Origin of the sequence: Pseudonocardia terrae, from assembly GCF_021343995.1 — a bacterium.
Taxonomy (GTDB): Bacteria; Actinomycetota; Actinomycetes; order Mycobacteriales; family Pseudonocardiaceae; genus Pseudonocardia; species Pseudonocardia terrae.
This window is the reverse complement of sequence record NZ_JAJTTE010000031.1, coordinates 35131-60933: the sequence shown is the minus strand read 5'-3', so window position 1 is coordinate 60933 and position 25803 is coordinate 35131. Positions and strand designations below refer to the sequence as shown.

21 protein-coding genes are annotated in these 25803 nt (G+C 75.5%); 9 read left to right on the top strand and 12 right to left on the bottom strand.

The genetic code is table 11. From position 1 onward, the window contains the following. Positions 1-502: 502 nt before the first annotated feature. Positions 503-3970 (bottom strand): DUF3710 domain-containing protein, encoded by a 3468-nt coding sequence (locus LWC33_RS35645; protein WP_308190977.1) that lies wholly within the window; start codon positions 3968-3970, stop codon positions 503-505. Continuing rightward, entirely contained in the window at positions 3967-4479 is a 513-nt protein-coding gene (gene dut, locus LWC33_RS20815; protein WP_308190976.1) for a dUTP diphosphatase, read from the bottom strand. Before dut ends, LWC33_RS35645 begins: the two co-directional genes overlap by 4 nt. A 26-nt stretch (positions 4480-4505) precedes the next feature. On the opposite strand from dut, the gene LWC33_RS20810 reads away from it, so the two are divergent. Further along, positions 4506-4994, top strand: coding sequence for a DUF3093 domain-containing protein (locus LWC33_RS20810; RefSeq protein ID WP_233306097.1), 489 nt, complete (start codon positions 4506-4508; stop codon positions 4992-4994). Positions 4995-5114: 120 nt separating this feature from the next. Here LWC33_RS20810 and LWC33_RS20805 read toward each other — a convergent pair whose 3' ends face one another. Continuing rightward, positions 5115-5417 (bottom strand): DUF4193 domain-containing protein, encoded by a 303-nt coding sequence (locus tag LWC33_RS20805; protein WP_037051919.1) that lies wholly within the window; start codon positions 5415-5417, stop codon positions 5115-5117. Between the two features lie 327 nt (positions 5418-5744). On the opposite strand from LWC33_RS20805, the gene cei reads away from it, so the two are divergent. Further along, complete coding sequence (gene cei / locus LWC33_RS20800) at positions 5745-6386, top strand: envelope integrity protein Cei (RefSeq protein WP_233306096.1); 642 nt, start codon at positions 5745-5747, stop codon at positions 6384-6386. 124 nt (positions 6387-6510) lie between these two features. Here the strand turns inward: cei and LWC33_RS20795 are convergent, their stop codons facing one another. Beyond that, on the bottom strand, positions 6511-7392 hold the full coding sequence (locus LWC33_RS20795) for an inositol monophosphatase family protein (protein ID WP_233306095.1): 882 nt from the start codon (positions 7390-7392) through the stop codon (positions 6511-6513). Between the two features lie 335 nt (positions 7393-7727). On the opposite strand from LWC33_RS20795, the gene LWC33_RS20790 reads away from it, so the two are divergent. The 4 genes from LWC33_RS20790 (at position 7728) to LWC33_RS36595 (ending at position 12271) form a co-directional block, all read left to right on the top strand. Next, positions 7728-9104 (top strand): RNA polymerase sigma factor, encoded by a 1377-nt coding sequence (locus LWC33_RS20790; protein WP_308190975.1) that lies wholly within the window; start codon positions 7728-7730, stop codon positions 9102-9104. A gap of 1037 nt (positions 9105-10141) precedes the next feature. Continuing rightward, positions 10142-11554, top strand: coding sequence for an FAD-binding oxidoreductase (locus LWC33_RS20785; RefSeq protein ID WP_233306093.1), 1413 nt, complete (start codon positions 10142-10144; stop codon positions 11552-11554). Next, positions 11554-11841 carry a hypothetical protein gene (locus LWC33_RS20780; protein WP_233306092.1) on the top strand — a complete coding sequence of 96 codons (288 nt, stop codon included), beginning with the start codon at positions 11554-11556 and terminating at the stop codon, positions 11839-11841. Before LWC33_RS20785 ends, LWC33_RS20780 begins: the two co-directional genes overlap by 1 nt. Beyond that, positions 11723-12271: an aromatic-ring hydroxylase C-terminal domain-containing protein gene (locus LWC33_RS36595; RefSeq protein WP_372476664.1), complete on the top strand. Its 549-nt coding sequence runs from the start codon at positions 11723-11725 to the stop codon at positions 12269-12271. Before LWC33_RS20780 ends, LWC33_RS36595 begins: the two co-directional genes overlap by 119 nt. Positions 12272-12307: 36 nt before the next feature. Here LWC33_RS36595 and LWC33_RS20770 read toward each other — a convergent pair whose 3' ends face one another. Beyond that, the gene (locus tag LWC33_RS20770) at positions 12308-13339 is read right to left on the bottom strand and encodes a tellurite resistance/C4-dicarboxylate transporter family protein (RefSeq protein WP_233306090.1); all 1032 of its coding nucleotides are present in this window, start codon (positions 13337-13339) and stop codon (positions 12308-12310) included. A 188-nt stretch (positions 13340-13527) separates the two neighbouring features. Here LWC33_RS20770 and LWC33_RS20765 point away from each other — a divergent pair, with 188 nt between their 5' ends. Then, positions 13528-14772 carry an MFS transporter gene (locus tag LWC33_RS20765; RefSeq protein ID WP_233306089.1) on the top strand — a complete coding sequence of 415 codons (1245 nt, stop codon included), beginning with the start codon at positions 13528-13530 and terminating at the stop codon, positions 14770-14772. Here the strand turns inward: LWC33_RS20765 and LWC33_RS20760 are convergent. Then, positions 14745-16367, bottom strand: coding sequence for a flavin-containing monooxygenase (locus LWC33_RS20760; protein ID WP_233306088.1), 1623 nt, complete (start codon positions 16365-16367; stop codon positions 14745-14747). The genes LWC33_RS20765 and LWC33_RS20760 overlap by 28 nt on opposite strands. 122 nt (positions 16368-16489) lie before the next feature. On the opposite strand from LWC33_RS20760, the gene LWC33_RS20755 reads away from it, so the two are divergent. Then, positions 16490-17548: a tartrate dehydrogenase gene (locus LWC33_RS20755; RefSeq protein ID WP_233306087.1), complete on the top strand. Its 1059-nt coding sequence runs from the start codon at positions 16490-16492 to the stop codon at positions 17546-17548. Between the two features lie 61 nt (positions 17549-17609). On the opposite strand, the gene LWC33_RS20750 is transcribed toward LWC33_RS20755, so the two are convergent. The 6 genes from LWC33_RS20750 to LWC33_RS20725 form a co-directional block, all read right to left on the bottom strand. Further along, on the bottom strand, positions 17610-19019 hold the full coding sequence (locus LWC33_RS20750; protein ID WP_233306086.1) for an FAD-binding oxidoreductase: 1410 nt from the start codon (positions 19017-19019) through the stop codon (positions 17610-17612). 100 nt (positions 19020-19119) lie between these two features. Beyond that, positions 19120-22218, bottom strand: coding sequence for an ATP-binding protein (locus LWC33_RS20745; RefSeq protein ID WP_233306085.1), 3099 nt, complete (start codon positions 22216-22218; stop codon positions 19120-19122). 154 nt (positions 22219-22372) lie between these two features. Then, positions 22373-22867: a GNAT family N-acetyltransferase gene (locus LWC33_RS20740; RefSeq protein WP_233306084.1), complete on the bottom strand. Its 495-nt coding sequence runs from the start codon at positions 22865-22867 to the stop codon at positions 22373-22375. Further along, a complete protein-coding gene (locus tag LWC33_RS20735) occupies positions 22864-23178 on the bottom strand; it encodes an AzlD domain-containing protein (RefSeq protein WP_233306083.1) in 315 nt (104 codons plus the stop codon). Before LWC33_RS20735 ends, LWC33_RS20740 begins: the two co-directional genes overlap by 4 nt. After that, positions 23171-23929, bottom strand: coding sequence for an AzlC family ABC transporter permease (locus tag LWC33_RS20730; RefSeq protein ID WP_233306082.1), 759 nt, complete (start codon positions 23927-23929; stop codon positions 23171-23173). The genes LWC33_RS20735 and LWC33_RS20730 overlap by 8 nt, the downstream gene beginning before the upstream one ends. Next, complete coding sequence (locus tag LWC33_RS20725; RefSeq protein WP_233306081.1) at positions 23926-24723, bottom strand: PIG-L deacetylase family protein; 798 nt, start codon at positions 24721-24723, stop codon at positions 23926-23928. The genes LWC33_RS20730 and LWC33_RS20725 overlap by 4 nt, the downstream gene beginning before the upstream one ends. A gap of 181 nt (positions 24724-24904) precedes the next feature. Here LWC33_RS20725 and LWC33_RS20720 point away from each other — a divergent pair, with 181 nt between their 5' ends. After that, positions 24905-25801: an MFS transporter gene (locus LWC33_RS20720; protein WP_233306080.1), complete on the top strand. Its 897-nt coding sequence runs from the start codon at positions 24905-24907 to the stop codon at positions 25799-25801. Positions 25802-25803: the final 2 nt, after the last annotated feature.

Here is a 25803-nt window from a genome sequence, read left to right as displayed (position 1 = left end):
TCGGCGGGTGGTCGTGACGCTGCTCGCATGCCGTTCGGCGTGCCGGTGGCCGAGATACCGCCGCCCCATTTTCGGGGTCCGCCCGGTGGGGCTTCGCCTCCGCACAGCTCATCGGCACTTCGCACACATGCTCTGCGGTGTGCGGGGAGCGGGGCGTGGGTGCGGGCGAGCTCGTGGATGCGGCAGCGGGGTTCGCTGGTGCCGGGGTCCCTCCGTGCACCGGGGTCGTTCCCGCTCGTGAGGGGAGAGGGAAGCGGAGCGGACTCGGGCGCGCGGGAGGGGCGTCGAGGCGGAGGGGCGCCGAGGCGGAGGGGCGCCGGGGCGGAAGTGGCGTCGAGGGGCCGGAGCAGCGTCGGGCGGAAGCGGCGGCCCGGCCCCCGGAGCGGTGTCGGACGCGCGGGTCGCACAACCGAGGGAGCGCGGCACATCCCGTCGACGGGGTGTGCCGCGCTCCTCGGTCGTGAGCCGGCCGGTCGCCACGGCTGTGGCGGACCGGTGCGGCCTACTCGGGCCGGCGGTGGCGGCCGCGGTCGGGGTCGCCGCCGTTCAGCGGGTCGCCGTCGAGGAACGACAGCGCCGGCCGGGCGCTCGACCCCTCGCGGTGGCGGCGGTATCCACCGGGACCGGGCTCGCCCTGTCCGGGAGTCGTGCCGGGCTCGGGCGCGCCATCGCCGTTCGGGCCGCCGTAGCCGCCGGGGCTGTTCGGGCCGGCGTACCCGCTTCGGCCGGTCGCGCCGCCGTAATCGTTCTGGCCGTTAGGCACGCCATGCCCGTTCTGGCCGTTCGGGCCGGCGTAACCGTTCTGGCTGTTCGGGCCGCCGTAGCCGTTCTGGCCGTTCGGGCGGCCGTAGCCGTCCGGAGCGCCGTGCCCGTCCGGAGCGCCGTGACCGTTGGGGGCGCCCTGACCATTGGGGGCACCGTGACCGGTAGGGGCGCCGTGGCCATTGGGGCCCCCGTGGTCGTTGGTAGCGCCGTAGCCATTCGGAGCGCCGTAGCCGTTGGAGCCACCGACACCGGGGGCGCCGAAGCCGTTCGGCCTGCCGGGGCCGTGACCGTTCGGGCCACCCCAGCCGTTGGAGCCACCCCTGCCACTGGAGCCGCCCGAGCCGTTCGGACCGCCGTGACCGTTCACGCTCCCGTGGACGGCGTGTCCGTTGAGCGGGCCCTGGCCGTTGACCGGGCCGTGTCCGTCGGGCGAGCCGTTGCGGGGGGCGGAACCGTGCTCCGCGGCGCGGTCGGACGACTCGGCCATGAGCGCGTCGAACAGGCTGGTCGGGACGTCGGCCGGCGACCCGGGGCCCGTGCGGACCCCAGCGAACCCGGTCATCTGGCGACCGCCACTGTGCGCCGACCAGCCCGACGCGGTGTACCCGTACTGCGGCAGCCGGCCCGAGTCGCGGTCGACGGTCTCGTAGCCCGGACCGGGCGGCTGGTGCACGGTCGGCGTCCAGCCGTCCGGCCGGCCGTCGGCGGTGGGACCGCCGTGCGGCGCCCCGTACAGGTCCTCCCGGGATCCGTGACCGCCCTGCTGCTCCGGCGTCCCGGCCGGCTGCCCGGCGGCGTCCGCCCAGCCGCCGCTCGGCTGCTCGGAGGCCCAGGCCGGACGCGGTGCATCCGGTCCCGGGAACTGCGGGTCGGGTCCGGGACGGGCCGATTCCGCCGACCCGGTCGCCCAGCCGTTCTGCCGGTCGGCCCAGCCCGAGGGCGCCGGGTCTGCGCTGCGGCCGCCGGTCGCCCACGTACCACTTGCCTGGTCGGCCCGCGGCTCCGCGTGGCGTGCACCGCCGGTCGACGCACGCGGCGCCGATTTCGGCCCACGATCGGCCGGCTCCTCGTCGGACCAGTCGGGTCGGTATTCCGCTGTCGCCCAACCACCGCCGTGCGGGGCGGACCGCGGAGCGGACGGGGAAGCGGCGTCGACGGCATGGTCGGCCCGCGGCTCGGCTCCGGCCGCGCCCGTTCCGACGATGGGCAGGGCCCGTGTCTCGCCGGCGCTCGCCGGGCCGCCCCGGCCTGCGCCCGCGGCGTCCGTGGGCGACGGGGCACCACCCGGTGCGAACCCGCCCGGGCCCGCGTACGCACCCGTCGAGGGCGCGGCGGGGCCACCGAAGAGCGGGTCCGGGCCGGCACCCTGGGAGCCCCGCTCGCCCGACTCTCCGGGCTGGCGGCCCGCGCCGTCGGGTGCGGACGGCGAATCGATCGCGAAGGAGCTGCCGGTACCGGGGCCGTACGCGCCGGACCAGCCGGTCGCGGGAGCACCACCCGGAGCACCGGGCGCGCCGCCCGGCTCGGCCCCGGGCCCGAAGCCGCCACCGGGCCCGAAGCCCCCACCGGGCACCGCTCCACCGGGGACGCCGTACCGGCCGCTCGGGCCGCCGAACGTGCCGGGCCCGCCGGCACCAGGGGCGGGCGCGCGCCCGCCCGGGCCGGCCGGGCCGCCGAACGGCGCGGGGCCCGCCGGGCCGCCGAACGCCGCGGCGCCCGTGCCCGGGCCACCGAACGCCGCGGCACCCGTGCCCGGGCCGCCGAAGCCGCCCGACGCCTGGCCACCTGCTATGGGGCCACCGGTTCCGTGGCCACCAGGACCGCCGAGCACCGGGCCGCCGAAGGTGGGCCCGCCAGCAGCCGGGCCACCGCCCGCGGGGCCGACCGGACCGCCCGCTCCCGGGCCATCGGCCGAGGGCGCACCGAAGCCGTGCCCACCGAAGCCGGGTCCACCCGCGCCAGGCCCGCCCGGGCCGTGCCCACCGAAGCCAGGTCCACCCACGCCGGGACCATCCACGCCGGGACCGCCGAAGCCGCGACCATCCGTCCCGGGTCCACCGAAGCCACCCCCGGGCATACCGAAGCGACCGCTCCCGGGCCCACCGCCCGCGGGGCCGCCGAACTCCGGACCACCGAACTCCGGACCACCGGGCTGCGGACCCCGCACGCCGGGCTGCGGCGCACCCGCCGCACCGGTACCACCGGGTCCACCGACGCCCGGCCCACCGAGACCAGGTCCACCGAAACCAGGCCCACCGAGACCAGGCCCGCCGGCACCGGCTGCACCGTGACCAGGCCCACCAACACCAGGCCCACCAGGACCAGGCCCACCAACACCAGGCCCATCGGCAGCGGGCGCGCCCTGCGCCCCCGCCGAGGCCGCCGGCGCCATGGGCCGGGCGCCGCCCGGAGCGCCGACCTGCCCGGCCCCGGCAGGAGCCGAAGCGGTCGCAGGGTCGGGCTCCGCTCCGACCGACTCCCCCGCCTCCCCGGTGGGGGTGACCGAGCGGGTCCGCAGGGTGAGCGTGGCCTTGGGCTGCGGGGCCTCGGCGTCGGGATCGGGGGCCTCGTCGACCGCCGACGGGAGCGTCAGGGGCAGCACCGTCCGCGGCGGGTACGGCGACTTGCCGCGCACCACGATCGTGCCGCGCAGCATCCGCCGCATCTCGGCGTCGAGCCGCTCCGCCTGCTCCTCCGGGCCCGCCGCGACGCCGTAGACCATCCAGCGCTCGCCGTCGATGCCCACGAACACCGAGGAGGCGATCTGCGTGGTCGCGCGCAGCTCCCGGCCCCACTCGCCGGTGTAGGAGCGCACGGTCGCGCCGCCCTCGCGCAGCGACTCCGCGATCTCTTCGCAGAGGTCCTTCCACAGCCCGCCGGAGCGGGGCGCGGCGAGGGCGGACAGCGACAGCCGCCCACCACCCGGCATCGAAATGTGCACCGCGGACAGCCGCGCGCCGTCCTCCGGCTCGACGACGCTGCCCTGCGGCGGGATCGGCACCTGCACGGCGCCGAAGTCCATCCGCGTGAGCGCGTCGGTCATCTCGGGATCGAGCTTGGCCACGTCGAACGGGCCGAAGTCCGGCCCGTCGTAGTCGCTGTCGTACTCCTCGTCGAACTCACCGTCGTACTCGCCGTAGAACCCGGGTTCCACCGAGCCGTCGGCCTCCAGGTCCTCGAGGTCCTCGCCGTAGCGGACGCTCACGGTCCGTCCCCTCCTGCCAGCCGGTCGTGCCCGCCCGTCGAGCCGTGGCCGCCCGGTCCCCGGTCGGAGGCCGGGAGCTCGGACACCTCGACGAAGCGCGCGTACTCCACCTTCTGAACGACCAACTGGGCGATCCGGTCACCCCTGCGCAGCGAGATCTCCTCGCGAGGGTCGTGATTGATCAGACACACCTTGATCTCACCGCGGTATCCGGCGTCGATCGTGCCCGGCGCGTTGACGACCGACAGCCCCGCGCGGGCGGCCAGCCCGGAGCGCGGGTGCACGAAGCCGGCGTAGCCCATGGGCAGCGCGATCGCGACCCCCGTCCCGACGACGGCGCGCTCGCCGGGGGCGAGGACGAGGTCGGACGTGGTCGCGAGGTCCGCCCCCGCGTCGCCGGGCCGGGCGTACGCGGGCAGGGGCATCTCGGGGTCGAGGCGGGTCAGCAGCACGTCGACGAGCGGCGTGACCGTCGGCTCGTGCGGGGGAGCATCGATCGGGCCGGGCACAACGGGCGACGTTACAGTGGGTCGTCGTGAGTGAGCACCCGTCCAGCACCGGCCCTGCGACGTCCGGCCGTCCTGGGTTCGACGAGCGGTTGAGTACGCCGCTCTGGTGGTTCCTGTTCGCCGGCGGCGTCGCCGTGCTGCTGGGCGCCGAGATCCACATGGGCTATCCGGGAGTGCGCTCCTGGATCGGCTACGTCGTGCTGATCCCGCTGGCCCTGCTGGTGGTGTGGCGGCTCGGCAGCGTCCGGGTCCGGGTGACCGGCACCGAGCTGGTCGCCGGCGACGAACGGATCGCGCTGGAGCACATCGGCCGTACGCAGATCGTGTCCAAGAAGGACAAGCAGCAGGCGCTGGGCCCCGAGCTGGACCCCGTCGCCTACGTCCTGCACCGCGGCTGGATCGGTTCGGTCGTGCGGATCGAGACGCGCGACCCCGCGAGCCCGGTGCCGTACTGGGTGGTCAGCAGCCGCCGCCCGGAGGAGCTGGTGGCCGCGCTGAGCGCCGCGCGGACCTGACCGGCCCCGAGAACGCCGAAAGGGGCGTCCCGGGCACCCGGGACGCCCTCGTCGGTCCGCGTCACATCCGTGCGCCGGATGTGTGTCGTGTCGCTCCGGTCGGGCCGGCGGCGCCGTCCGTCAGGCCGCGCAGTCGCGGCAGATGAACAGGTTGCCGCGGGTCTCGGCCAGCCGGCTGCGGTGGTGCACCAGGAAGCAGCTGCCACAGGTGAACTCGTCCGCCTGCTTCGGCAGGACCTTGACCGTGAGCTCCTCGCCCGAGAGGTCCGCCCCCGGGAGCTCGAAGCTCTCCGCCGTGTCCGACTCGTCGACGTCGACCGCGGACGACTGCGCCTCGTTCCGACGGGCCTTGAGCTCGTCGAGCGAGTCCTCCGCCATGTCGTCGGCCTCGTTGCGCCGCGGTGCGTCGTAGTCGGTAGCCATCGTTCCCACCCTCAGTACTGTTCGTCTTCGGTCGTGCCGCTGCACAACGTCCCGGCCACGGGCGTTTGTGCCCGGCGCCGGAGTGACGCCGGTCTCACCCGTTTGCGGAAGAGCGCAGGCCGGTCGGGACCCTGCGCGGACCCGCCTTCCCGGCCCGCGGCCGGGCCCCGCGAAACGTCGTGGCTCCCCCGTCGGCGCGCAGAGGGTAGCCGAGCGGTCAAGCCCCCGGCATCGGGCCCACCCGTGTCGTCCACCCGTCGCCGCCCGCCGGGGGCGTTAGGGTTCCGCCGTGCTGATCCACGGGGTGTCTACGGCTGGGGTGGGCGCGTGAGCGCGGGGCTGCGTCCCTACCGGCGGCGCCGGCCCCGGCCGGTCGCGATCACGGTCGGCGCGCTCGCCGTCGCGGCCCTGGTGACCTGGACGATCGTGTTCGTCAACTCCTCCGCCGACTCCGGCCTCGCCGCGTGCAACGCGCCGGCCTCGGGGTCTGCGGGCAGCGTGCTCGACGCCGACGCCCTGGCCTCGGCCGCCCCGACACCGCCCGCGAACGTCCGGGCGACCGTGCTCAACGCCGGCGGCCAGCGCGGCCAGGCCAACCTGGTGGCCGCGCAACTCGGCGACCTCGGCTTCGGCGAAGCCCGCCAGCCGGACAACGACTCGCTCTACCCGACCGGCAATCTCGACTGCCACGGCCAGCTGCGGTTCGGGCAGTCGGGCCAGGGTGCCGCGGCCACCCTGCAGCTCGTCCTCCCCTGCCTCGAGCTGGTCCAGGACGAGCGCGGCGACGACTCGGTCGACGTCGCCGTCGGCACTGCCTTCACCGACGTCAACCCCGTCCGCGCCGTGCGCGACGCGCTGGAGCAGCTGGGCGCCCCGGGTTCCGGGGAGACGGGCGAGGGCCAGCAGGTGGCCACGCCGCAGCTCGACCCGCAGGTCCTGGCCGAGGCGCGCGACGCCGCGCGCTGCTGACCCCGACCGCCCGGGACGGTCGGTGCCGGCCGCCCCGTGCGGCCAGGTCGGACCCAGCGGCCAGGTCGGGCCGAGCGGCCACGTCGGACCCAGCGGCCAGGACGGACCGCCCCGAGCAGCCGGGTCAGACCTCGGCCGCACCCGCCTCGCGCAGGAGCTCCGCGAAGGCCGCCGCGACCCCGGGCGCGGCGGCGACCGTCACGTCCTCCCCCAGTTCCCTGCCGTCCGTGCGGGGCCGGCCGGGCGCGGGCCGCACCTGGACGACGGCCCCGGCCTCCCGCGCGACGAGTGCCGCGGCCGCCCAGTCCCACCAGTGGATGCCGTGCTCGACGTAGGCGTCGAGCTGTCCGGCGGCGAGCCCGCACAGGTCCAGCGCCGCCGACCCGGTCCGCCGCAGGTCACGGACCCGCGGGAGCACCGCCGCCATCATCGCGGCCTGACGGGCGCGGCGGCCCGCGTCGTAGGAGAAGCCGCAGGCGACCAGCGCCTGGGAGAGCTCCGTCTCCGTGGTCACCCCCAGCGGCACGCCGTCGCAGGTGGCGCCGGCCCCGGCCGCCGCGCTCCACACCCGCCCCGACGCCGGCTCGACGACCGCCCCCGCCAGCGACACCCCGTCGCGCACCGCGGCGACCGAGACGGCGTACCAGGGCATCCCGTAGAGGTAGTTCACGGTGCCGTCGATGGGGTCGACGACCCAGCGCGCGGCCGCGGCGTCGCCCGCGGCCTCCTCGCCGTACACCGGCTCGCTCGGCCGCAGCTGCGCCAGGCGGTCCCGGACGAGGCGCTCGAGGGCCTGGTCCGACTCCGTGACGACGTCGGTGGGTGTGCTCTTGGTGTCGACCGCGCCGGTCTCCCGGGGCGCGGGCAGCGTGCGCAGGTGCGCCGCCGCCTCCCCCGCCACCTGCTCCGCGACACGCCGGAGCTCGGCGAGCTCCGCGGCGTCCGGAAGGGTGGTCGTGTCCGTGCCGGGTACTCCGGCCGTACCGGGAGGGCTGCTGGGGACCATGTCCCCCATCCGACCACAGCCCGCAGGTCGGCGAGGGGTTCGGCAGGGGTTCCGCCCGGCCCTCCGGGTGCCGCCCGGCGCAGCGGGGCGTCCGTCCGGCCCGCCCGGGCCCTCTCTGAACCGATGCGGGTGCTCTGAAGAGGGCTCGACCGACGAGCACCTGGCCGGGGCGCAGTTACAATGGCTGAGAACTTCACCCCCGGGACGCGCGCCGACCCCACGAGAAACGGCGGCGACCGGCGAGGCGAAGTCACTCGAAGCCAGCCGGACCGGAGCGCCCGCCGCGTTCTCGGCAGCTCCGGCGGACCGCAAGCGCACGCAGCGAGAGGGCCTAGGTGGCAGCCGCAGACTCCGCAACCCGAACCGACTCGACCGTGGACGAGACGGCGGCCGCACCCGCCCGTCGTGGCCGCGGGGCGGGTACCGCGACGAAGTCCCGGCCGGCGCGCCCACGTGGGGGCGCGAAGTCCGGCCCGAAGACGTCGGCCAAGAAGAAGGCGACCTCGCCCGAGGGTGACGAGGAGGCCGTCGAGCTCGACGACGCCGAGCTCGGTGAGGACGTCGAGCTGGAGGACGTCGAGATCGACGAGGTCGAGGAGGACACGGCCGAGGCGGCCGACGACTCCGCCGACGACGAGGACGAGGACGACGAGGAGGAGGAGCCGGCCAACACCGGCGCCAACCGTCGCGCCCCGACCACCCGCTCGTCCCAGCAGAAGTCGACCGAGTTCGTCTGGGACGAGGAGGAGTCCGAGGCCCTGCGCCAGGCGCGCAAGGACGCCGAGCTCACCGCCTCGGCCGACTCGGTCCGCGCCTACCTCAAGCAGATCGGCAAGGTCGCGCTGCTCAACGCGGAGGAGGAGGTCGAGCTCGCCAAGCGGATCGAGGCCGGCCTCTACGCCGCCGAGCGGCTGCGCCGGGCTATCGAGGCCTCGGAGAAGCTCTCCCCCCAGCTGCGCCGCGACCTGCGCTGGATCGTGCGCGACGGGGAGCGGGCCAAGAACCACCTGCTCGAGGCGAACCTGCGCCTCGTCGTCTCGCTGGCCAAGCGCTACACCGGCCGCGGAATGGCGTTCCTGGACCTGATCCAGGAGGGCAACCTGGGCCTGATCCGCGCGGTCGAGAAGTTCGACTACACGAAGGGCTACAAGTTCTCGACGTACGCGACGTGGTGGATCCGCCAGGCCATCACCCGCGCGATGGCCGACCAGGCCCGCACCATCCGCATCCCGGTGCACATGGTCGAGGTCATCAACAAGCTCGGCCGCATCCAGCGCGAGCTGCTCCAGGACCTGGGCCGCGAGCCCACCCCGGAGGAGCTGGCCAAGGAGATGGACATCACCCCGGAGAAGGTGCTGGAGATCCAGCAGTACGCCCGGGAGCCCATCTCGCTGGACCAGACCATCGGCGACGAGGGCGACTCGCAGCTCGGTGACTTCATCGAGGACTCCGAGGCCGTCGTCGCGGTCGACGCGGTGAGCTTCACGCTGCTGCAGGACCAGCTGCAGTCGGTGCTGGCCACGCTGTCCGAGCGCGAGGCGGGCGTCGTCCGGCTGCGGTTCGGCCTCACCGACGGCCAGCCCCGCACGCTCGACGAGATCGGCCAGGTCTACGGCGTGACCCGGGAGCGGATCCGCCAGATCGAGTCGAAGACCATGTCCAAGCTGCGCCACCCCTCGCGGTCCCAGGTCCTGCGCGACTACCTGGACTGAGACGGATCACTTTCGGGCCTGTGACCTGCACGTATGCGGGTCGCAGGCCCGAACTTCGGACAAGCACGCCGGTCCCGCGCGTGGACGTCCGTGAGGAGATTGCGTCGACGTGCCGTTGGGGTGCCAGGCCGGGCAGTATCGCCGCCGGGGATCAGACCCCGGCGGTGAACGTGACCGTGACGAAGCCCGGCGGGGTCGCCCGGATGCCTCCTCTCTCGGTCATGATCATTGGTCGTGGACCGGCACGGTCGTATTCCGACCCTGCGCGTCCATGACGGCTGATCAAGCGACCCGGCTCTGGACATGATCATTGGTCGTGGACCGGCACCGTCGGATTCCGACCCTGCGCGTCCACGACAGCTGATCAAGCGACCCGGCTCTGGACATGATCATTGGTCGTGGACCGGCACGGTCGTATTCCGACCCTGCGCGTCCATGACGGCTGATCAAGCGACCCGGCTCTGGCATGATCATTGGTCGTGGACCGGCACGGTCGGATTTCGACGCTTCGCCTCCATGAAAAGTGATCTTGTGGGCCACGTTCTCCTGTCGTGAGCCGAGGGCCGGAGCCCGCGCCGTTGATCAGCTGTCTCGGACCCGTACAGGTTGATCACCTGTGATGGACCGGCAAGCTCCGGCTCGTCCACGGCAGCGGCGTAGGTCTGCATCCCGGGCGCGGCGCTGACTGCGTCGGCGGGTCCGCGCCGTTCGCACGCGATCGTGGTCGAAGAGCGGCCGTAACGCCGACCCTCTCCCGATCGAGCGGTTCGACAGAGCTCCGCGAACGTTCGACAGCGGCCCTTCCCGGACAGGACACAGTCCTCGATCTCCACGTGCTCGGCGGACCAGACCCTTCCCGACGCGCGGCCCCGGGCCCTCCGCCCGGGGCCGTCGTCGTTCTCGGAGTAGGCCGCGGGGCGGTACGTACGCACCTGCCCGCGCCGCAGCCCGTCCCCAGCTTTGACGACGGGCGTTAACGGGACCCCTGATCCATACGTGCTCGATCACGGACGATCGATCACGCACAGGAGCAGCGCATGAGCCTCACCACGGACATCCCCGAGCTCGGCTCGTTGGTCACGGGCGCGGTGCTCGCGCCCGCCGACCAGGGCTACGCCGACGCCGCCGTCGGCTTCAACCTCGCGACCGAGCACCGCCCGGACTACGTGGTCCGCGCGGCCGACGCGCAGGACGTCGTCGCGACCGTCGGGTACGCCCGCGCCACGGGCCGACGGGTGGCGGTGCAGGCCACGGGGCACGGGGCCGCGGCCGCAGGGCCCGGGACGGTGCTGGTCGTCACCTCCGACCTCGACACGCTCACCGTGGACCCCGCGTCCCGGACCGCCACCCTCGGCGCCGGGGTGCGCTGGCAGCAGGTCCTCGACGCCGCGGCCCCGCACGGCCTCGGCGGGTTGTGCGGCTCCTCGCCGGGCGCCGGTGTCGTCGGCTACACCCTCGGCGGCGGGCTGAGCCCGATCGGCCGGACCTTCGGCTGGGCGGCGGACAACGTCCGGTCGATCGACGTCGTGACGCCCGACGGCGTACTGCGCACCGTCGACGCCGGGCACGATCCCGAGCTGTTCTGGGCCCTGCGCGGCGGCGGCGCGGCGTTCGGGATCGTCACCGCGATGACCATCGACCTCGTCGAGGTGCCCGCGCTGTACGGGGGCGGGATCTTCGTCGACGCCACGACGGCCGACGTCCCGCGCGTCCTGCGGATCTGGCGGGACTGGGCGGAGGCGCTGCCCGAGACCGCCAACCCCTCCGTCGCCCGGCTCAACCTGCCGGACCTGCCGATGGTGCCGGAGCCGTTGCGCGGCAAGGCCGTGGTGCACGTCCGGTTCGCGTTCGTCGGCGACGTCGCCGAGGGCGAGCGGCTGATCGCGCCCCTGCGCGCCGCGCTGCCCGAGCCCCTGCTCGACGCGGTCGGTCCGCTGCCGGTCCCCGCGTTCGCCGCGATCCATGCCGACCCGGTCGACCCGATGCCGTTCGTCGACCGCGGGGTCCTGCTGGCAAAGCTGCCCGACGCGGCCCTCGACGCGTTCGCCGAGGCCACCTCCCCCGCCGCCGGCCTGCCGTTCGTGCTGAGCGAGATCCGGTTGCTGGGCGCGGCCTTCGCCCGGCCGCCGGCGGTGCCCAACGCGGTGGCCGGGCGGAGCGCGCCGTACTTCCTGGACTCCGTCGGGATGCTGGTGCCGCCGATCGCGGAGCACGTGTCCGGCGCCCTCGCCACCATCGTCGAGCGGATGCTGCCGTGGTCGACCGGCGGCACGACGACGAACATCGCCGGGGGCGTCGACCCGGAGGCGGTCGAGCGGTTGCGGGCCGGGTTCGGCCCGGAGACCGTCGCCCGGCTCGACGCGCTGCGGGCCGAGGTCGACCCGGACGGCCTGCTCGACCCGGCCGCCCGCTGGACCAGCCCGCCGCTGCTGCCGCTCCACGGCGTCTGATGGCGCCCGGCCCGGGCGTGGCCGCGTCGAACGCCGAGCAGTGGGCGCAGTGGGGCGGGGACCTGGGGCCGCTGTGGGCGGCCCGGGCCGCGCAGTTCGAGGCGTCCGCCGCCGGCTACGACGCGGCGCTGCTCGAGGCCGCCGCGCTCGGCCCGGGCCTGCCCGGCGCTGCGGTCGAGGAAGCCGACGCCGGTCAGGGCCGAGGAGCGCGAGCCGGTCGGGCGGGCGCGGGCCCTGCGTTCGCTGCGCCCGGGTGGGCCCGACCCGATCGACGGGCTGACCGGTGACCTCGGGCTGGCCTACCGGTCGTGCACGGTCGCCACCGACGCCGCCGACGGCGCCGTCCACGTCGGGACCGGGTCCGCTCGGCCCGGCGAGCGCCTCCCGCACGTCTGGGTGCGCGACGAGGGCGGCCGCCGCGCCGCCCTGGACCTGCTGGGGCCCGGGTTCACGCTGTTCACCGGAGCGGGGGACGCCGACTGGCGCACCGCGGCCGCGCACCTGCCGGTGCCCGTCACGGTCCCGGCCGTCGGCGACCGGATCGCCCGTCGCTGCGGGCTCGGGCCGCGCTCGGCGCTGCTGGTGCGGCCGGACGGCGTGATCGCCTGGCGGCACGACGCCGTCGCGCGGGAGACCGCCGGCGACCACGCCCGGGCGCTGGCCCGCGCCGTCGGCCGGGCGGTCGGCCTGGAGCCCGCCGTGGCGTCCGCCGCCTGACGGCCGCATCGGCGGGCGCGTAGCGCGAGGGAAGGGTCAGCGGAGGTCGGGTCGTGCCGCCCGCCTGATGCGGAGCAGGCGGTCGGCGCCCTGGTGGAGGAGCCCGCCCGCCACGATGGCCCAGAGCGCCAGCGCGTTCCAGAACATCACCAGCGACAGGGTGGTGAGCGGCGCGAGCGGCCAGGTGCGGGCGGTCGCGGCCGAGGCGGCGGAGAACATGCCGAGCGGGAACACGGCCGCCCACCAGGACCCCCGGTAGGACAGGAAGCCCGGGATCCTTCCCGCCGTCCACACCTCGGCGACGAGCAGCGGGACGATCCACGCCATCGCCGCGATCTGCGCGGCCACGGTGAGCCCGTGCGCGGCGGCCGCGCCCGGGGTGGCGCCGAACGCGGCCAGGGCCGCCTGCACGTGGTTGCCGGTCAGGGCGCTGATCGCGAGCGCGCCCATCAGCACCCAGCTGTCCGGGGTGACCTCGTCCGGCGTCAGCGGTTCGCTGGTCAGCCGCCAGATCACCAGGGCCACGAGCAGCAGGTAGAGCAGGACGGCGAGGATCCACAGCGCCGCGGCGGCGGCGACCAGCACGCGGACGTGCAGACGCACGGCGAGGTCCGCGGCGGCCGTGGCGAGCCCCGACGTGCCGACGGAGACGAGCAGCCACGCGCCGTGCACCTGGTCGCGCAGCTCCTGCAGCCGCCGCGCCCGCACGTCGGACACCGCGAGCGGCAGCAGGACCAGCCAGACGGCGAACCCCGCCGCCGCGAGCAGCTCCACCGCCCAACCCGGGCCGCCGAAGAGCTGTTGCACGGCCGCCGCGAGCACCGTCGCCCCCGCCACGAAGGTGAACGACCGCAGCGCCACGTCCGGCGTACGCGCCTCCTGCCTGAGCCGTCGCGCCCCGCCGGGCGCACCGACGGCGACCCAGCCGAGCAGCACGACGAACGCGGCCGCCGCGATCCAGAACAGGACCAGCGCGAAGGGCCGGTAGCGCTGCGCGGTCGCGGCGACGGCGAGGATCCCGGTGGCCATCACCACCGCGAACGCGTCCGGCGGGGGTCCGTGCCGCATCACGTCACGAGCAGCGCCCGTGGCGCCCTCCGCTGCGGGGTACCGACCCGGTCGGTCATGGTTCCGGGCTACCCCCTCACCTGGTCTCGAAGCGGCCTCGAGGCGACAGGAACCCCGCCGTGACGTCCGCCGCCCCACCGCCGAACCGGCAGGCGGAACCCCCGTCCCGTTCCGTACGCTTCCTCCCGATGGCGAGCGGCACGACCGGGGACACCGGCACGACGAGACCGGGGCGGACGGAGCGGCGGGCGCGGATCGCGGTCGCCGCCGTCTTCCTCACCAACGGGGCGGTCTTCGCGAACCTGCTGCCCCGCTACCCCGAGATCAAGGCCTCGCTCGACCTGAGCAACGCGCAGCTGGGCACGGCCGTGGCCGCCTTCCCGCTCGGGGCCCTGCTGGCGGGGCTGACGGCGTCGGCCCTGGTCCGGCGGTTCCGCTCTTCGCGGGTGGCGAGCTTCGGCATGGTCGTGGTGGCCGTCGGCATCCTGCTCGCCGGGCTGGCCCCGAGCTGGGGCCTGCTGGCCGGGGCGCTGTTCGTGGCGGGAGCGGCGGACGCGGTGGTCGACGTCGGGCAGAACGCGCACGCCCTGCGCGTCCAGCGCCGCTACGGCCGCTCGATCTTCAACTCCTTCCACGCCACCTGGAGCGCCGGATCGGTACTGGGCGGGCTGATGGGGTCCGCGGCGGCCGGGCTGGCGCTCCCCCTCGGCCTGCACCTGGGCGTCTCCGCCGCGGTCTTCGTGACGGTCGCGCTGGTCGCGTACCGCTTCCTGCTCCCCGGCGCGGACGACGCCGAACGCGAGCCCGCCGCGTCGCCGGCGCGCCTGAGGTCCCGAGCGGGCGGGCGCGCCCTGCTGGTCGTGCTGGTCCTCGGGGTGATCGCCTCGGCCGGCGCCCTGGTCGAGGACTCCGGCGCCTCCTGGGCGGCCGTCTACCTGTCCGGCAGCCTCGGCGCGGCCGCCGCGGTCGCGGGCCTCGGGTTCGTGGCCCTGCAGGCGCTGGAGTTCCTCGGCCGGGTGGTCGGCGACCGGCTCGTCGACCGCTTCGGCCAGCGGGCGGTGGCGCGGGGCGGCGCGGCGATCGTGGTCGTGGCGATGGGGCTGGCCCTGGCCTTCCCGACGGTCCCGGGCACCATCGTCGGGTTCGGCCTGGCCGGGCTCGGGGTCGCGACGCTGATCCCCGCCGCCATGCACGCGGCCGACGAGCTGCCGGGGCTGCCCACCGGGGCCGGCCTGACGGTCGTCAGCTGGCTGCTGCGGATCGGGTTCCTGGTGGCGCCGCCGGTCGTCGGGCTGGTGGCCGACGCGACCTCGCTGCGCGCCGGCCTGCTCGTCGTCCCCCTCGCCGGGCTGGTGATCATCGCGGGCGCCGCGGCGCTCCCCACGAGAACGCCGCGCCGCGCCGATCAGGCGGAGAGCACGAAGCCCTCGTAGCCGTTCTCCGCGACCTCCGCGCAGGTCCGTGCGTAGGCCGCGAACCCGCCCGCGTAGGGCATGAACACCCGCGGCTTGCCGGGGACGTTCGCCCCCAGGTACCACGACGTCGACGCCTGCGGCAGCAACGTCCGGTGCGCCACCTCGTTGACGTGCGCCACCCAGTCCCGCTCGGCCTCCTCCGTGGTCTCCATGCGGGAGATCCCCTTCTCCCGCAGGTGCATGAGGCAGTCCGCGATCCACTCCACGTGCTGCTCGATCGCGGTCGGCATGTTGCACAGCACCGACGGGCTGCCCGGCCCGGTGATCGTGAACAGGTTGGGGAAGCCGGCGACCTGCAGCCCGAGGTGCGTCACCGGGCCCGCGGACCACTTGTCCCGCAGCGGGATCCCACCCGCGCCGCGGATGTCGAACCCGAGCAGCGGGCCCGTCATCGCGTCGAAGCCCGTGGCGAAGATGATCACGTCGAGCGGGTGCTCCTCGCTCGTGCGGATCCCGGCCGGGGTGATCTCGCGGATCGGGTCGGCGCGCACGTCGACCAGGGAGACGTTCGGCCGGTTGTAGGCCTCGAAGTAGTCCGTGTCGATCGGTGGGCGCTTGGTGGCGAAGCCGTGGTCGCGCGGGGTGAGCTTCTCCGCCGTCCCCGGGTCGCGGACGACCGCGCGGATCTTGTCCCGGATGAAGTCCGACGCCGTGTCGTTGGCCTCCCGGCTGGTCAGCAGGTCGGCGAAGGAGGCCCGGAACTTCAGGCTCCCTCGCTCCCAGGCCTGCTCGTAGATCGCGGTCCGCTCGGCGTCGTCGACCTCGAGCGCCGAGACCTCGCTGATCAGGAACGGGTGGCCGTTCGTCGACTCCCGCTGGATCCGCCGGATCTCGTCGTAGCGCGCCTTCACCTCGGCCCGCTCCGCGGCGGAGACGGGGCCGTTGCGGGCGGGGATGCTGTAGTTCGCGGTGCGCTGGAACACGGTCAGGTGCGCGGCCTGCTCCGCGACCACCGGCACCGCCTGGATCCCCGTCGAGCCGGTCCCGACGATCCCGACCCGCTTCCCGGCGAGGTCCACGCCCTCGTGCGGCCAGCGCCCGGTGTGGAACCACTCGCCGGCGAAGGTGTCCAGCCCGGGGATGTCCGGGACGTTCGCCGTGGACAGGCAGCCCACGGCCGTGACCAGGAACCGGCAGGTCAGCGTGCGCTCACCGGTGCGCACCGTCCACGTGGTGGTGGCGTCGTCGAACTCCGCGGACTCGACCCGGGTGTGCAGGTCGATGTCGCGGTACAGGTCGAAGCGCTCGGCGACGTGCTCCAGGTAGGCACGGATCTCGAAGTGTTCCGGATACCGCTCCGTCCACTCCCATTCCTTCTGGAGCTCCTCGTCGAACGAGTACGAGTAGTAGTAGCTCTCGGAGTCGCACCGCGCGCCCGGGTACCGGTTCCAGTACCACGTGCCGCCGACCCCGCCGCCCTGCTCGAGCAGCCGTACCCGGAAGCCCTCGCCGCGCAGCCGGTGCAGGGCGTAGAGGCCGGAGAACCCCGCGCCGATCACCACCACGTCGAGCTGCGTGTCCGGGTCCGTCCCCGAACCGTTGCGAAACGTCATCGTTCCCTCCCGACACCCCACTCTGCGCGACGCCGCGGTGATCCGCCAGATGCACCTGCCTCAAAGCCGAGGTGCGGTCGGCTCCCCCAGCGCGGCGGGGGGCGGGCTGCCAAGGTGAGGGCATGGCGGGAACGACCTACCGGATCGCGCTCATCCCCGGCGACGGAATCGGGCAGGAGGTGCTCCCGCCGGCGACCGCCGTGCTCGACGCCGTCGGCCGCCGGCACGGGATCTCCTTCGCCTACGACGGGTTCGACTGGTCCTGCGAGCGCTACGCGCACGAGGGCGCGATGATGCCGGCCGACGGCCTCGACCGGATCCGGTCGCACGACGCGATCCTGCTCGGAGCGGTCGGCTGGCCCGGCGTCCCGGACCACGTGTCGCTGTGGGGCCTGCTGATCCCGATCCGCCGCGCGTTCGCGCAGTACGTCAACCTGCGGCCGATCGCGGTGCTCGACGGCGTGCCGTCCCCGCTGTCCGGCGCGAAGTCCGGCGAGGTCGACTTCGTGGTCGTCCGGGAGAACGCCGAGGGCGAGTACTCCGAGATCGGCGGCCGGATGAACCGCGGCCTGGCCTCGGAGCTGGCCGTGCAGGAGGCGGTGTTCACGCGGGCCGGGATCACCCGGATCGCCGACTACGCCTTCGGCCTGGCCGAGTCCCGGCGCGGGCACGTGACCTCGGCGACCAAGTCCAACGGCATCGTGCACACCATGCCGTTCTGGGACGAGGTGGTGGCCGAGCGGGCGGCCGCGCACCCCGGGGTCGCGCTGCGCAGCGAGCACATCGACGCCCTCGCCGCCAAGCTGGTGCTCCGGCCCGCGGACTTCGACGTGATCGTGGCCTCGAACCTGTTCGGCGACATCCTGTCCGACCTCGCCGCCGCGGTCGCGGGCTCCATCGGGATCGCGCCGTCGGGCAACCTGAACCCGGAGCGGGAGTTCCCGTCGATGTTCGAGCCGGTACACGGCTCCGCCCCGGACATCGCCGGCAAGGACCTCGCGAACCCGTTGGGCGCCATCTGGTCCGCCGCGATGCTGCTCGACCACCTGGGGCACCCGGAGGCGGGCGCCGAGGTGGTCGGCGCCATGCGGGCCCAGCTCGCCGACGGCGTCCGCACCCGGGACCTCGGCGGCGCGGCCGGCACCGCGGAGTTCACCCGCGCCCTCCTCGACCGGCTCTGACCCGGCTCCGAACGGCGGGCGGGACCCCTCGCCCCGCCCGCCGCAGCGGCCGACGGGCCGGTCAGGCGTCCGTGGCGGGCGCGATGTTCTGGTTGAGGTGGAAGACGTTGCCCGGGTCGTAGCGCCGCTTGACCCGCGCGAGCCGGTCGTGGTTGCCCCGGTAGGACGCGCGCACCCGGTCCTCGCCCTCCTCCATGAGGAAGTTGACGTAGGCGCCGCCCGCGGAGGTCGGGTGCAGCTCCTCCCAGTACTCGCGGGTCCACCGGGTGATCGCCTCGGCGTTGGCCGGGTCCGGGTCGACCCCGACGATGATCCCGGCCCACCCGCCGTCGCGGTAGGCGAAGGCGGTCTCGTCCTCGCCGACGCGCGCCGCGGCGCCGTCGATCGGGTACAGGTGCATCGTGGAGTGCCCGGTGGGCAGCCGCGGCCCGAACTTCTCGTGCACGGCGATGCCGGCGTCGGAGATCTCGTCGAAGAAGTCCGCCCGCCAGTACCACTGCAGACCGGGCGGGTAGAGGCCGTCGAAGGTGCTCTGCAGGACCGTGAACGGCATGGGCTGCAGGCCGACGAGCAGCGGCGAGCCGAACTCCCGGACCGGGGCCAGCACCTCGTCCGCCCGGTCGTGCGGGCCGGTGTAGCACCAGACGATGCCGCAGGCCTTGCGACCCCACAGCTCCTCCGGGAAGGGCGGGGCGGGCGGGACGGTGAGCAGCGCGAACCAGCCGCTCAGCTCCTCCGGCAGGGACGGCACGACGGTGCCGTACCACCGCAGCACCTCGGCGGTGTCGGCGATGTCGTAGAACACCGGGCCGGCGACGACGGTCCCGCGGTCGCCGATCTCGTGGCAGCGGAAGGTGAAGGAGGTGACGATCCCGAAGTTGCCGCCGCCGCCGCGCAAGGCCCAGAACAGGTCCGGGTGCGAGGTGGCGCTCGCCGTCACCACGCGCCCGTCGGCGAGCACGACCTCGGCGGAGACGAGGTTGTCGACCGTGAGGCCGAACCGGCGCGTGAGGTAGCCGATGCCCCCGCCGAGCGCCAGGCCGGCGACGCCGGTCGAGGCGATGAAGCCCGACGGCGTGGCCATGCCGACGGCCACCGTGGCCTGGTCGACATCGCCCCACGTGCATCCGGCGTCGACCCGGACCGTGTGACCGCCGGCGTCCACGGTGGTGCTCCGCATCGCCGACAGGTCGATCGTCAGCGCGCCGTCCCGCACTCCGAGGCCGGCGGCGTGGTGCCCGCCGCTGCGGACGGCGATCTCCAGGTCGTGGGCGCGGGCGAACCGCACCGCCGCGACGACGTCGGTGGTGTCGTGGCACCGGGCGATGGCCGCCGGCCGCTGGTCGATCATGCCGTTGTAGACGGCGCGGGCGGCGTCGTAGCCCGGATCGCCGGGCAGGATCAGCTCGCCGCGCAGGGCGGCCGCGAGGTCGGGATACGGGGCGGTGGTGCGCGCAGGCGTGGTGGTCACGCTGGCTCCTTCTCGATCGGTGCCTCCGACGTGCTCGGACGCGACACCCACCGATGCTCCGACTGTGCCGTTCACCCTCCGTTCGGGCCGCGCGCCGGGCTCAGGTGGCCGGGCGAACGCCGAACGCCGCGGCCGGAACGCCGCGCGCCTCGAGGTCGGCGCGGCACCGCGCGAGCAGGGCGACGCTCCCCTGCTCGGCGGCCAGGTCGGCCGCGGCCCGCAGGCGCGCGACGCCGCGCACGGCACCGTTCCCGCGGTCGTCGTACGCCGCCCGCCTCCGCATCACCTCGGGGGTCCACCACAGGTCGTCGTGGGCCCGGCCGGCCGCGAGGGCGGCGTCGAGGGTGGCCACGGCCTCGTCGCGCCGGCCGTCCCGGTCGTAGCGGTCGGCGAGCAGCGAGAGCCAGTACGGCATCCGCGCGAAGGCGTCGTGCGCCTCGAGGCTGGCGATCCCGGCGCGCACGAGCTCGGTGCCGGAGGCGTCGGTCCGCGACCACCCGTCGAGCACCAGGCCCCAGTCGCCGTAGTAGGCGAACCCGTAGCGGTCGCACAGCCCCCGCAGCTCGTCGACGACGCGGTCGAGCTCCGCCCGGTCGTCGCGGAGCTGGTGGGTGATGGCCCCGTAGGCCAGCGCGACGGCGAGGACGTAGGCGTTGCCGGTCGTGCGGGCCAGCGCGATCGCGTCCGCGCTGCTGGTCAGGGCGGCATCGGGCTCGCCGAGCAGCCAGTGGGCGTGCGCCGCGAACGCCCGCCCGTGCACGTCGGAGCGGGTGCCGATGCTGAGCGGGTGGAACCCGCCGAACCCGGCGGACAGGGTGAGGTGCTCGAGGGCCTCGGCGGGCCGGCCCAGGCTGAGCACCGAGCCCCCGTAGGCGAAGTGCGCGGGCCCGCTCAGCTCGGAGCCGGGCTCGACCAGGGTCAGCGCGCGCCCGGCCGCCCGGTGCGCCTCCTCGGTGTCGCCGTGCACGAAGAGCGAGGCCCACAGCCCCACCAGCCCGTTGAGCAGGGAGTCCCGGCGGCCGAGCGCCTCGGCCCGGTCGATCGCCTCCTCGAGGGTCGCACGCACCCGCGGCGCGGAGTACCCGAGCTGCGCGTTCAGCGGGGCGGCCAGCGCCTCCAGCAGGGTCAGCTCGCGCCGGGTACGGTCCCCGCCCTCGGGCAGGGCGCGCACGATCGCCAGCGCCTCGTCCAGCAGCCGGACGGCCTCGCAGTGCGCGAACATCCCGGCCGCGACGTCGGCGGCGCGCCGGTAGCACGCGACGGCCCGCTCGCTGTTCCCGCTGCGGGCGTACTGCTCGGCGAGCTGGGCCGAGATCCCGTCGGGATCGGCGGCGTGCAGGATCTCCAGACCCTGCGCGACCCGCCGGTGCAGCAGCCACCGCCGGGGCGGGCTGACCTGGGCGTACGCGGCGTCGCGCAGGAGGTCGTGGGAGAAGTCGTACCCGTCGGCCGTCTCGCGCAGGATCCGCGCACGCCAGAGCTCGTCGACGGCCCCGACCACGGCGTCGGCGTCGTGGTCGGCGGCCTCGGCGAGCAGGTCGAGGGTGAAGTCCCGGCCGACCGCCGCCGCCAGCCCGGCGATCTCGCGGGCGGCCTGGCTCGTCTGCGCCAGCCGCCGGACGAGCACGGCGGTGACCCGGCCGTCCGGGGCCGCGCCGGACCCGTCGCCGGCCCGCGCCGTCTCGACGATGTAGAGCGGGAACCCACCCGTGGTGGCCTGCAGCAGCGCCGCGGCGCCGGGCTCCGGGGCCCGCCCGGTGATCGCCTCGACGAGCGTCGCGGTGTCGGCGGCGTCGAACGGCGGCACCCGGATCTCCGTGAGGAGACCGGTCGCCCGCATGCGGGTGATCCACTGCGCGAGGCCCGGTTCGTGGTCGTCCGGGTCGTCGCGGACCGTGGCGACCACGAGGATCGGGGCGTCCGGGGTCAGCGCGAGGCAGAACGTGACGAACGCGAGGGTCTCCGGGTCGCACCAGTGCAGGTTGTCGATGGTCAGCAGGACCGGGCGGCCGAGGTGCAGCAGGGCGCGGGTGATGCCCTCGTGGAACCGGTGCCGCTGCCAGGCGTCGACCATGGCCGGCGGCCCGGGGTCGGCCCGCGTCCGCGTCGCCGGGACCAGCCGTTCCACCTCCGTGCGCCAGACGTCGTCGAGGCCGGTCAGCGCCGACCGGATCGCCGGGGTGCGCAGCCAGTCCGCCACCGGTGCGAGCGCCAGCCGGCCCGCGGTCCCGAAGCACTGTGCGCCGGTGACCACGCCGCCGCCGCGACGGACGCGGTCGGACAGCTCGGTCATCAGGCGCGTCTTGCCCACCCCGGCGTCGCCGTGCAGGAGGACCAGGCCCGGGTGGCCGGCCGCGGCCGCGCGCCAGCGGTCCTGCAGGAGCCGCAGCTCCCGGACCCGCCCGACGAGCTGGGTGCCGGCCCGGCCGGCGCGCGCGGGGGCCGTGGTCGGTGCCGGTGCGGGGCCGCCGCGGGCCAGCACCCGGTTGAGCGTGGTGCGGGTGAGCGGGTCGGGCGACACGCCGAGCTCGCGCTCGAGGACCGACGCGCAGCGGTGGTAGGTGCCCACCGCCCCGGCCCGGTCCCCCGCCTCGGCCTGCAACGCCATGAGCGTCCGGTAGCCGGCCTCCTCCAGTGGCCGCAGCTGCACCCGGCGCTTCGCCGGCCCGACGGCCTCGGCGGGGTCGCCGGAGCGGGCCCGCACCTCCACTACGCGGTCGAGCAGCTCCACGCACTGCTCCTCGAGCGCCGCGCGCGCCTCCAGCACCCAGTCCTCCGTGCCGCCGGGCAGGAACTCGCCGCGGTACCGGTCGAGGGCGGTGCCGGCGTGGGCGAGGAACTCGTCGGTGTCGCCCCGCGCCCGTGCGGCCAGCGCGGCGGTCCGCGACCGGGCGAACTCCCGGACGTCGACCCGGCAGTCGGGGGCGTCCTGCCAACAGAGGTCCCGGGGGGTCACCACCAACGACGCCCCGTCGTCGAGCAGGCTGCGCAGATGGTGGAGCTCGCGCCGCAGGTTGGTCAGCGCCTGGTCGTCCGTCGAGTCCGGCCAGAACAGCGGGGCGATCCGCTGCCGGGGCTGCGGGGAGCCCGCGTGCACGACGAGGAACGCGACCAGCAGCAGGCTGCGCGACGACCGGACCCGGACCGCGCCTCCGGTGTCCCGGACGACCTGCTCGCCCAGGAGGGTGACCTGCAGCATCGCGGCGTCACCTCCGCACGGCCGACCGAGCCGGGCACCTGCCCGTCAGCGTCCCGGCCGGGCCCGGCCGATGTCAGGGCCGGGCGGACGACCGGACGACGACCGAACGGGCCAGCGAGGGCCTGGGCGGGACATATCGGACAGACAAGACGGTTCAGGCCGCACACGGCACCCGCGGGCCCGCCAGCTCCGCCGCGAAGCCGACCTCGTGCGCGCCCGACACGGCGATCGCCGCCGGGAACACGGTGAAGAACAGCGCCTGGGCCGCGACGTTCTCCGCGAGCACGTCGGCGTGCACCGCCCGGTGCCCGGCCGCGCGGCCGAGCTCGACCACGCTCCGCACCAGCCGCGCGCCGATCCCCTGCCCCTGCCACTCGTCGACGACCTCGACGGCGAGATCGGAGGGGCCGTCGGCGACGGCGACCAACCGGGCGATCCCGACCGGCCGGCCGTCCTCGGTGAAGGCCGCGACGGCGATGTGCGAGCGCCCGTCGACCGCCGCGAGCGCCTCCCGCACGTCCGGGGTCGGCCGCGGGGCCGGCGTGTGGAAGCGGAGGTAGCGGCTCGTCGGCGACAGCGCCTCGAGGACGGCGTCGAGCACGTCGAACCGGCCGGGCCCCAGCTCGGTGATCCGGACCCCGGCGTTCACCGGAACACCGCCGTGGTCAGCAGGGCCAGGGCGAGGGCCCCGAACAGGGCGATCGGCAGGTTCCGCGTCCGGCGCCACAGCACCCAGGCCCCGGCCGCGGCCACGAGGGCCGGCACCGTCCCGGCGACGGTGACCGCCCCGTGCGGGGCGAGCAGCGCCGGCACGACGATGGCGCCCAGGACCGCGGGGCCGACGTGCAGCAGCACCCGCGCGAGCGGCGCCGGCGGCTCGGGCCGGGCCAGCACCAGGAACGCCGTCCGCATCACGTAGGTCCCCGCGCCGATCGCGACGAGGACGAGCAGCTCACGCATCACGCACTCCCTTCGGTCGTGACGTCCGCGCGCGCCACGCGTCGACCGCGACGCCCGCGGCGATGCCCGCCGTGGCCCCGACGACCAGGCCGAGACCGAGGGGCAGGGTCATGGCGCTCACCGCGGCCGCGCCGGCGGCCGCCGCGGCGGCGTACGCGGCGCGGCCGGTGAGCATCGGCAGCAGCAGGAGCAGGAAGGTCAGCGGCGCGGCGAGCTCGACGTGCAGCCACTCGGGCAGCAGGCCGCCGAGCAGCACCCCGGCCCCGGTCATCAGCTGCCACGCCGTGCAGAGCGTGACGCCGACGGTGAGGTAGTAGACGAGCCGCTCGCGCGACCCGCCGCCGCGGTCCGGGCGGCCGAAACGCCCGATCGCCAGGGCGTACACCGGATCGGTCAGCACGTACCCGCCGATCCACCGCCAGCGGCGCGGCCACTCCGCCGCGTACGGGGCGAGCGAGGCCGCGTACAGCAGCATCCGCGCGCTGACCACCAGCGCCCCGAGCACCACGACGACGGCTCCGGCGCCGCCGTCGAGCAGGGTGACCGCCACGAGCTGGGCCGCCCCGTTGAACAGCAGCGGCGAGGAGGCCCAGGCCACCCACGCGGGCAGCTTCGTGGCGGCCAGCGTGGCGCCCAGCGTCAGGCCGAACGGGAGGTAGGCCACGATCACCGCGGCGCAGTCCGTCAGGGCCCGCCGGGCCGGCGACGTCCCGGCCTCCGCGGTCGCGGGTTCGCTCCGGCAGGTGCTCATGCCGCCACCCGCCAGGTTCCCCACTCGCGGGCCCGGGCGGACACGGACTCGGCGGCCACGAACGCCTCGGTCGACCACCACTGCCGGAACCGCTCCTCGCCGACGGCGGCGATCAGCCCGCCGGTCTGGGACGCCTGGGCCCGCAGCGCGACGATCTTGCGGTCCACCTCCGCGGGCGTGAGGCGGAGCTCGGCGGCCAGCGCCGAGGCCGGGGTGCGCAGCGGCAGGCCGTCGACGAGGAAGACGTCGAAGGCCTCCCGCGCCGGCTCCCAGCGCTGCACGAACTCCTCGGTGGTGGTCGCGTACAGCAGCCGGGCCCGGGGCGCGGCGAGCGCGCGGGCCTCGGTCGCCCACGCCGAGACCGTCTGGTGGTCCTCGTGCCCGGTCATGCCGTCCGGGCCGAACGTCACGATCGTGTCCGGGGCGACGGCGCCGACGATGCCGGCGAGCCGCCACACCAGGGCGTCGTGCGGCTGGGCGGCGCAGGTCCCGTCGACGAGGCCCAGCAGGTGGTGCTCCGTGACGCCCGCGACGGCCAGTGACGCCCGCAGCTCGTGCGCGCGGACCGCGGCCAGCCGCTCCGGGGGCCAGCGCTCCGGCTCGGCGGTGCCGTGCTCGCCGAGCGTGGCGGTCACGCAGACCACCCGGTTGCCGGCCTCCGTCGCCGCGGCCATCAGGCCGGCCGAGAGGAAGGCCTCGTCGTCGGGATGGGCCCAGACGCCGAGCACGGTGCCGAGGTCGGCGGCGTCGGTGATCGCCGGGGCCGGGCGGAGGGAGGACGGCGTGCGCGACATGTCTGCTCCTGGGAGGTCGAGGGTGGACCGGTGTCCGAGCGAGTACGGACCCGACGCTAGGAACGGCCCGTTCGGCTCTCGTTCGGCAGCGTTCGGCGGTGGGGTTCGGCGGTGGAGCGGGTGCCGAACGCCCGGGAATCCCGCTTGACCTCGACCGCGGTTCAGCGTGCAAGGTCGCGTCGTGACCACGCCGCCCAACCCGCTGCCGGGCCCGGCCCCGACCGTCCGCGACGAGCTGTTCGGGCCCCGCCGGCGGGCGGTGACCCTCGGGATCGTGCTGCTGATCAGCCTCGTCGCGTTCGAGCAGATGGGCGTCGGCACCGCGATGCCGGCCGTGGTGGCCGACCTCGGCACCCTCGCCGACTACGCCTGGCCCTTCGTCGCCTTCATCGCGCCGACGGTCGTGGGCACCGTCCTCGGCGGCCGGTGGAGCGACGCCCGCGGTCCCCGGCTGGTGCTGCTGCTCGCCCCGGCCGTGTTCGGGCTGGGCCTGCTCGTGGCGGGCACCGTGGCGGCGGCGCTGGGCGTGGCCGCGCTGAGCTGGGCCGGCCAGCACCCGACCGTCCTCGGCGCGCTGCTCGCGGTGGCGGCGCTGGTCGTGCTCGTCCCCGCGCTGCGGCGGCTGGTCCCGACGGGGACCGTCCGGGCGCGGCGCGGGATCGCCGCCGTGGTCGCCGGGCGCGGGCTGATCGCCGGGGCGTACTTCACGGTGACCGCCTTCCTGCCGCTGATGCTGACGGCGACGCACGGCTGGTCGCTGTCCGCGGCCGGGCTGCCGCTGATCGTCGGCTCACTGGGTTGGTCCGGGGCGGCCGCGTGGCAGGGCCGGCGGCCGGACCTCCCACGGCCCCGTCTGCTGCGGGTCGGGATGCTGCTGATCGCGGCCGGGACCGCCGGGCTGCTGGTCGTGGCCCCGGCCTGGGGTGTCGCCTGGGCGGCGCTGCCGCTCTGGCTGGTCGCCGGGGTGGGCATGGGCCTGGGCTTCTCGTCGCTCTCGGCGCTGCTCCTGGTCGTGCTCGCCCTGACCGGGGCGGCGATCGCGCCCCGTACGGCGCCGCACCCGGCGTGCGATCGGTGATC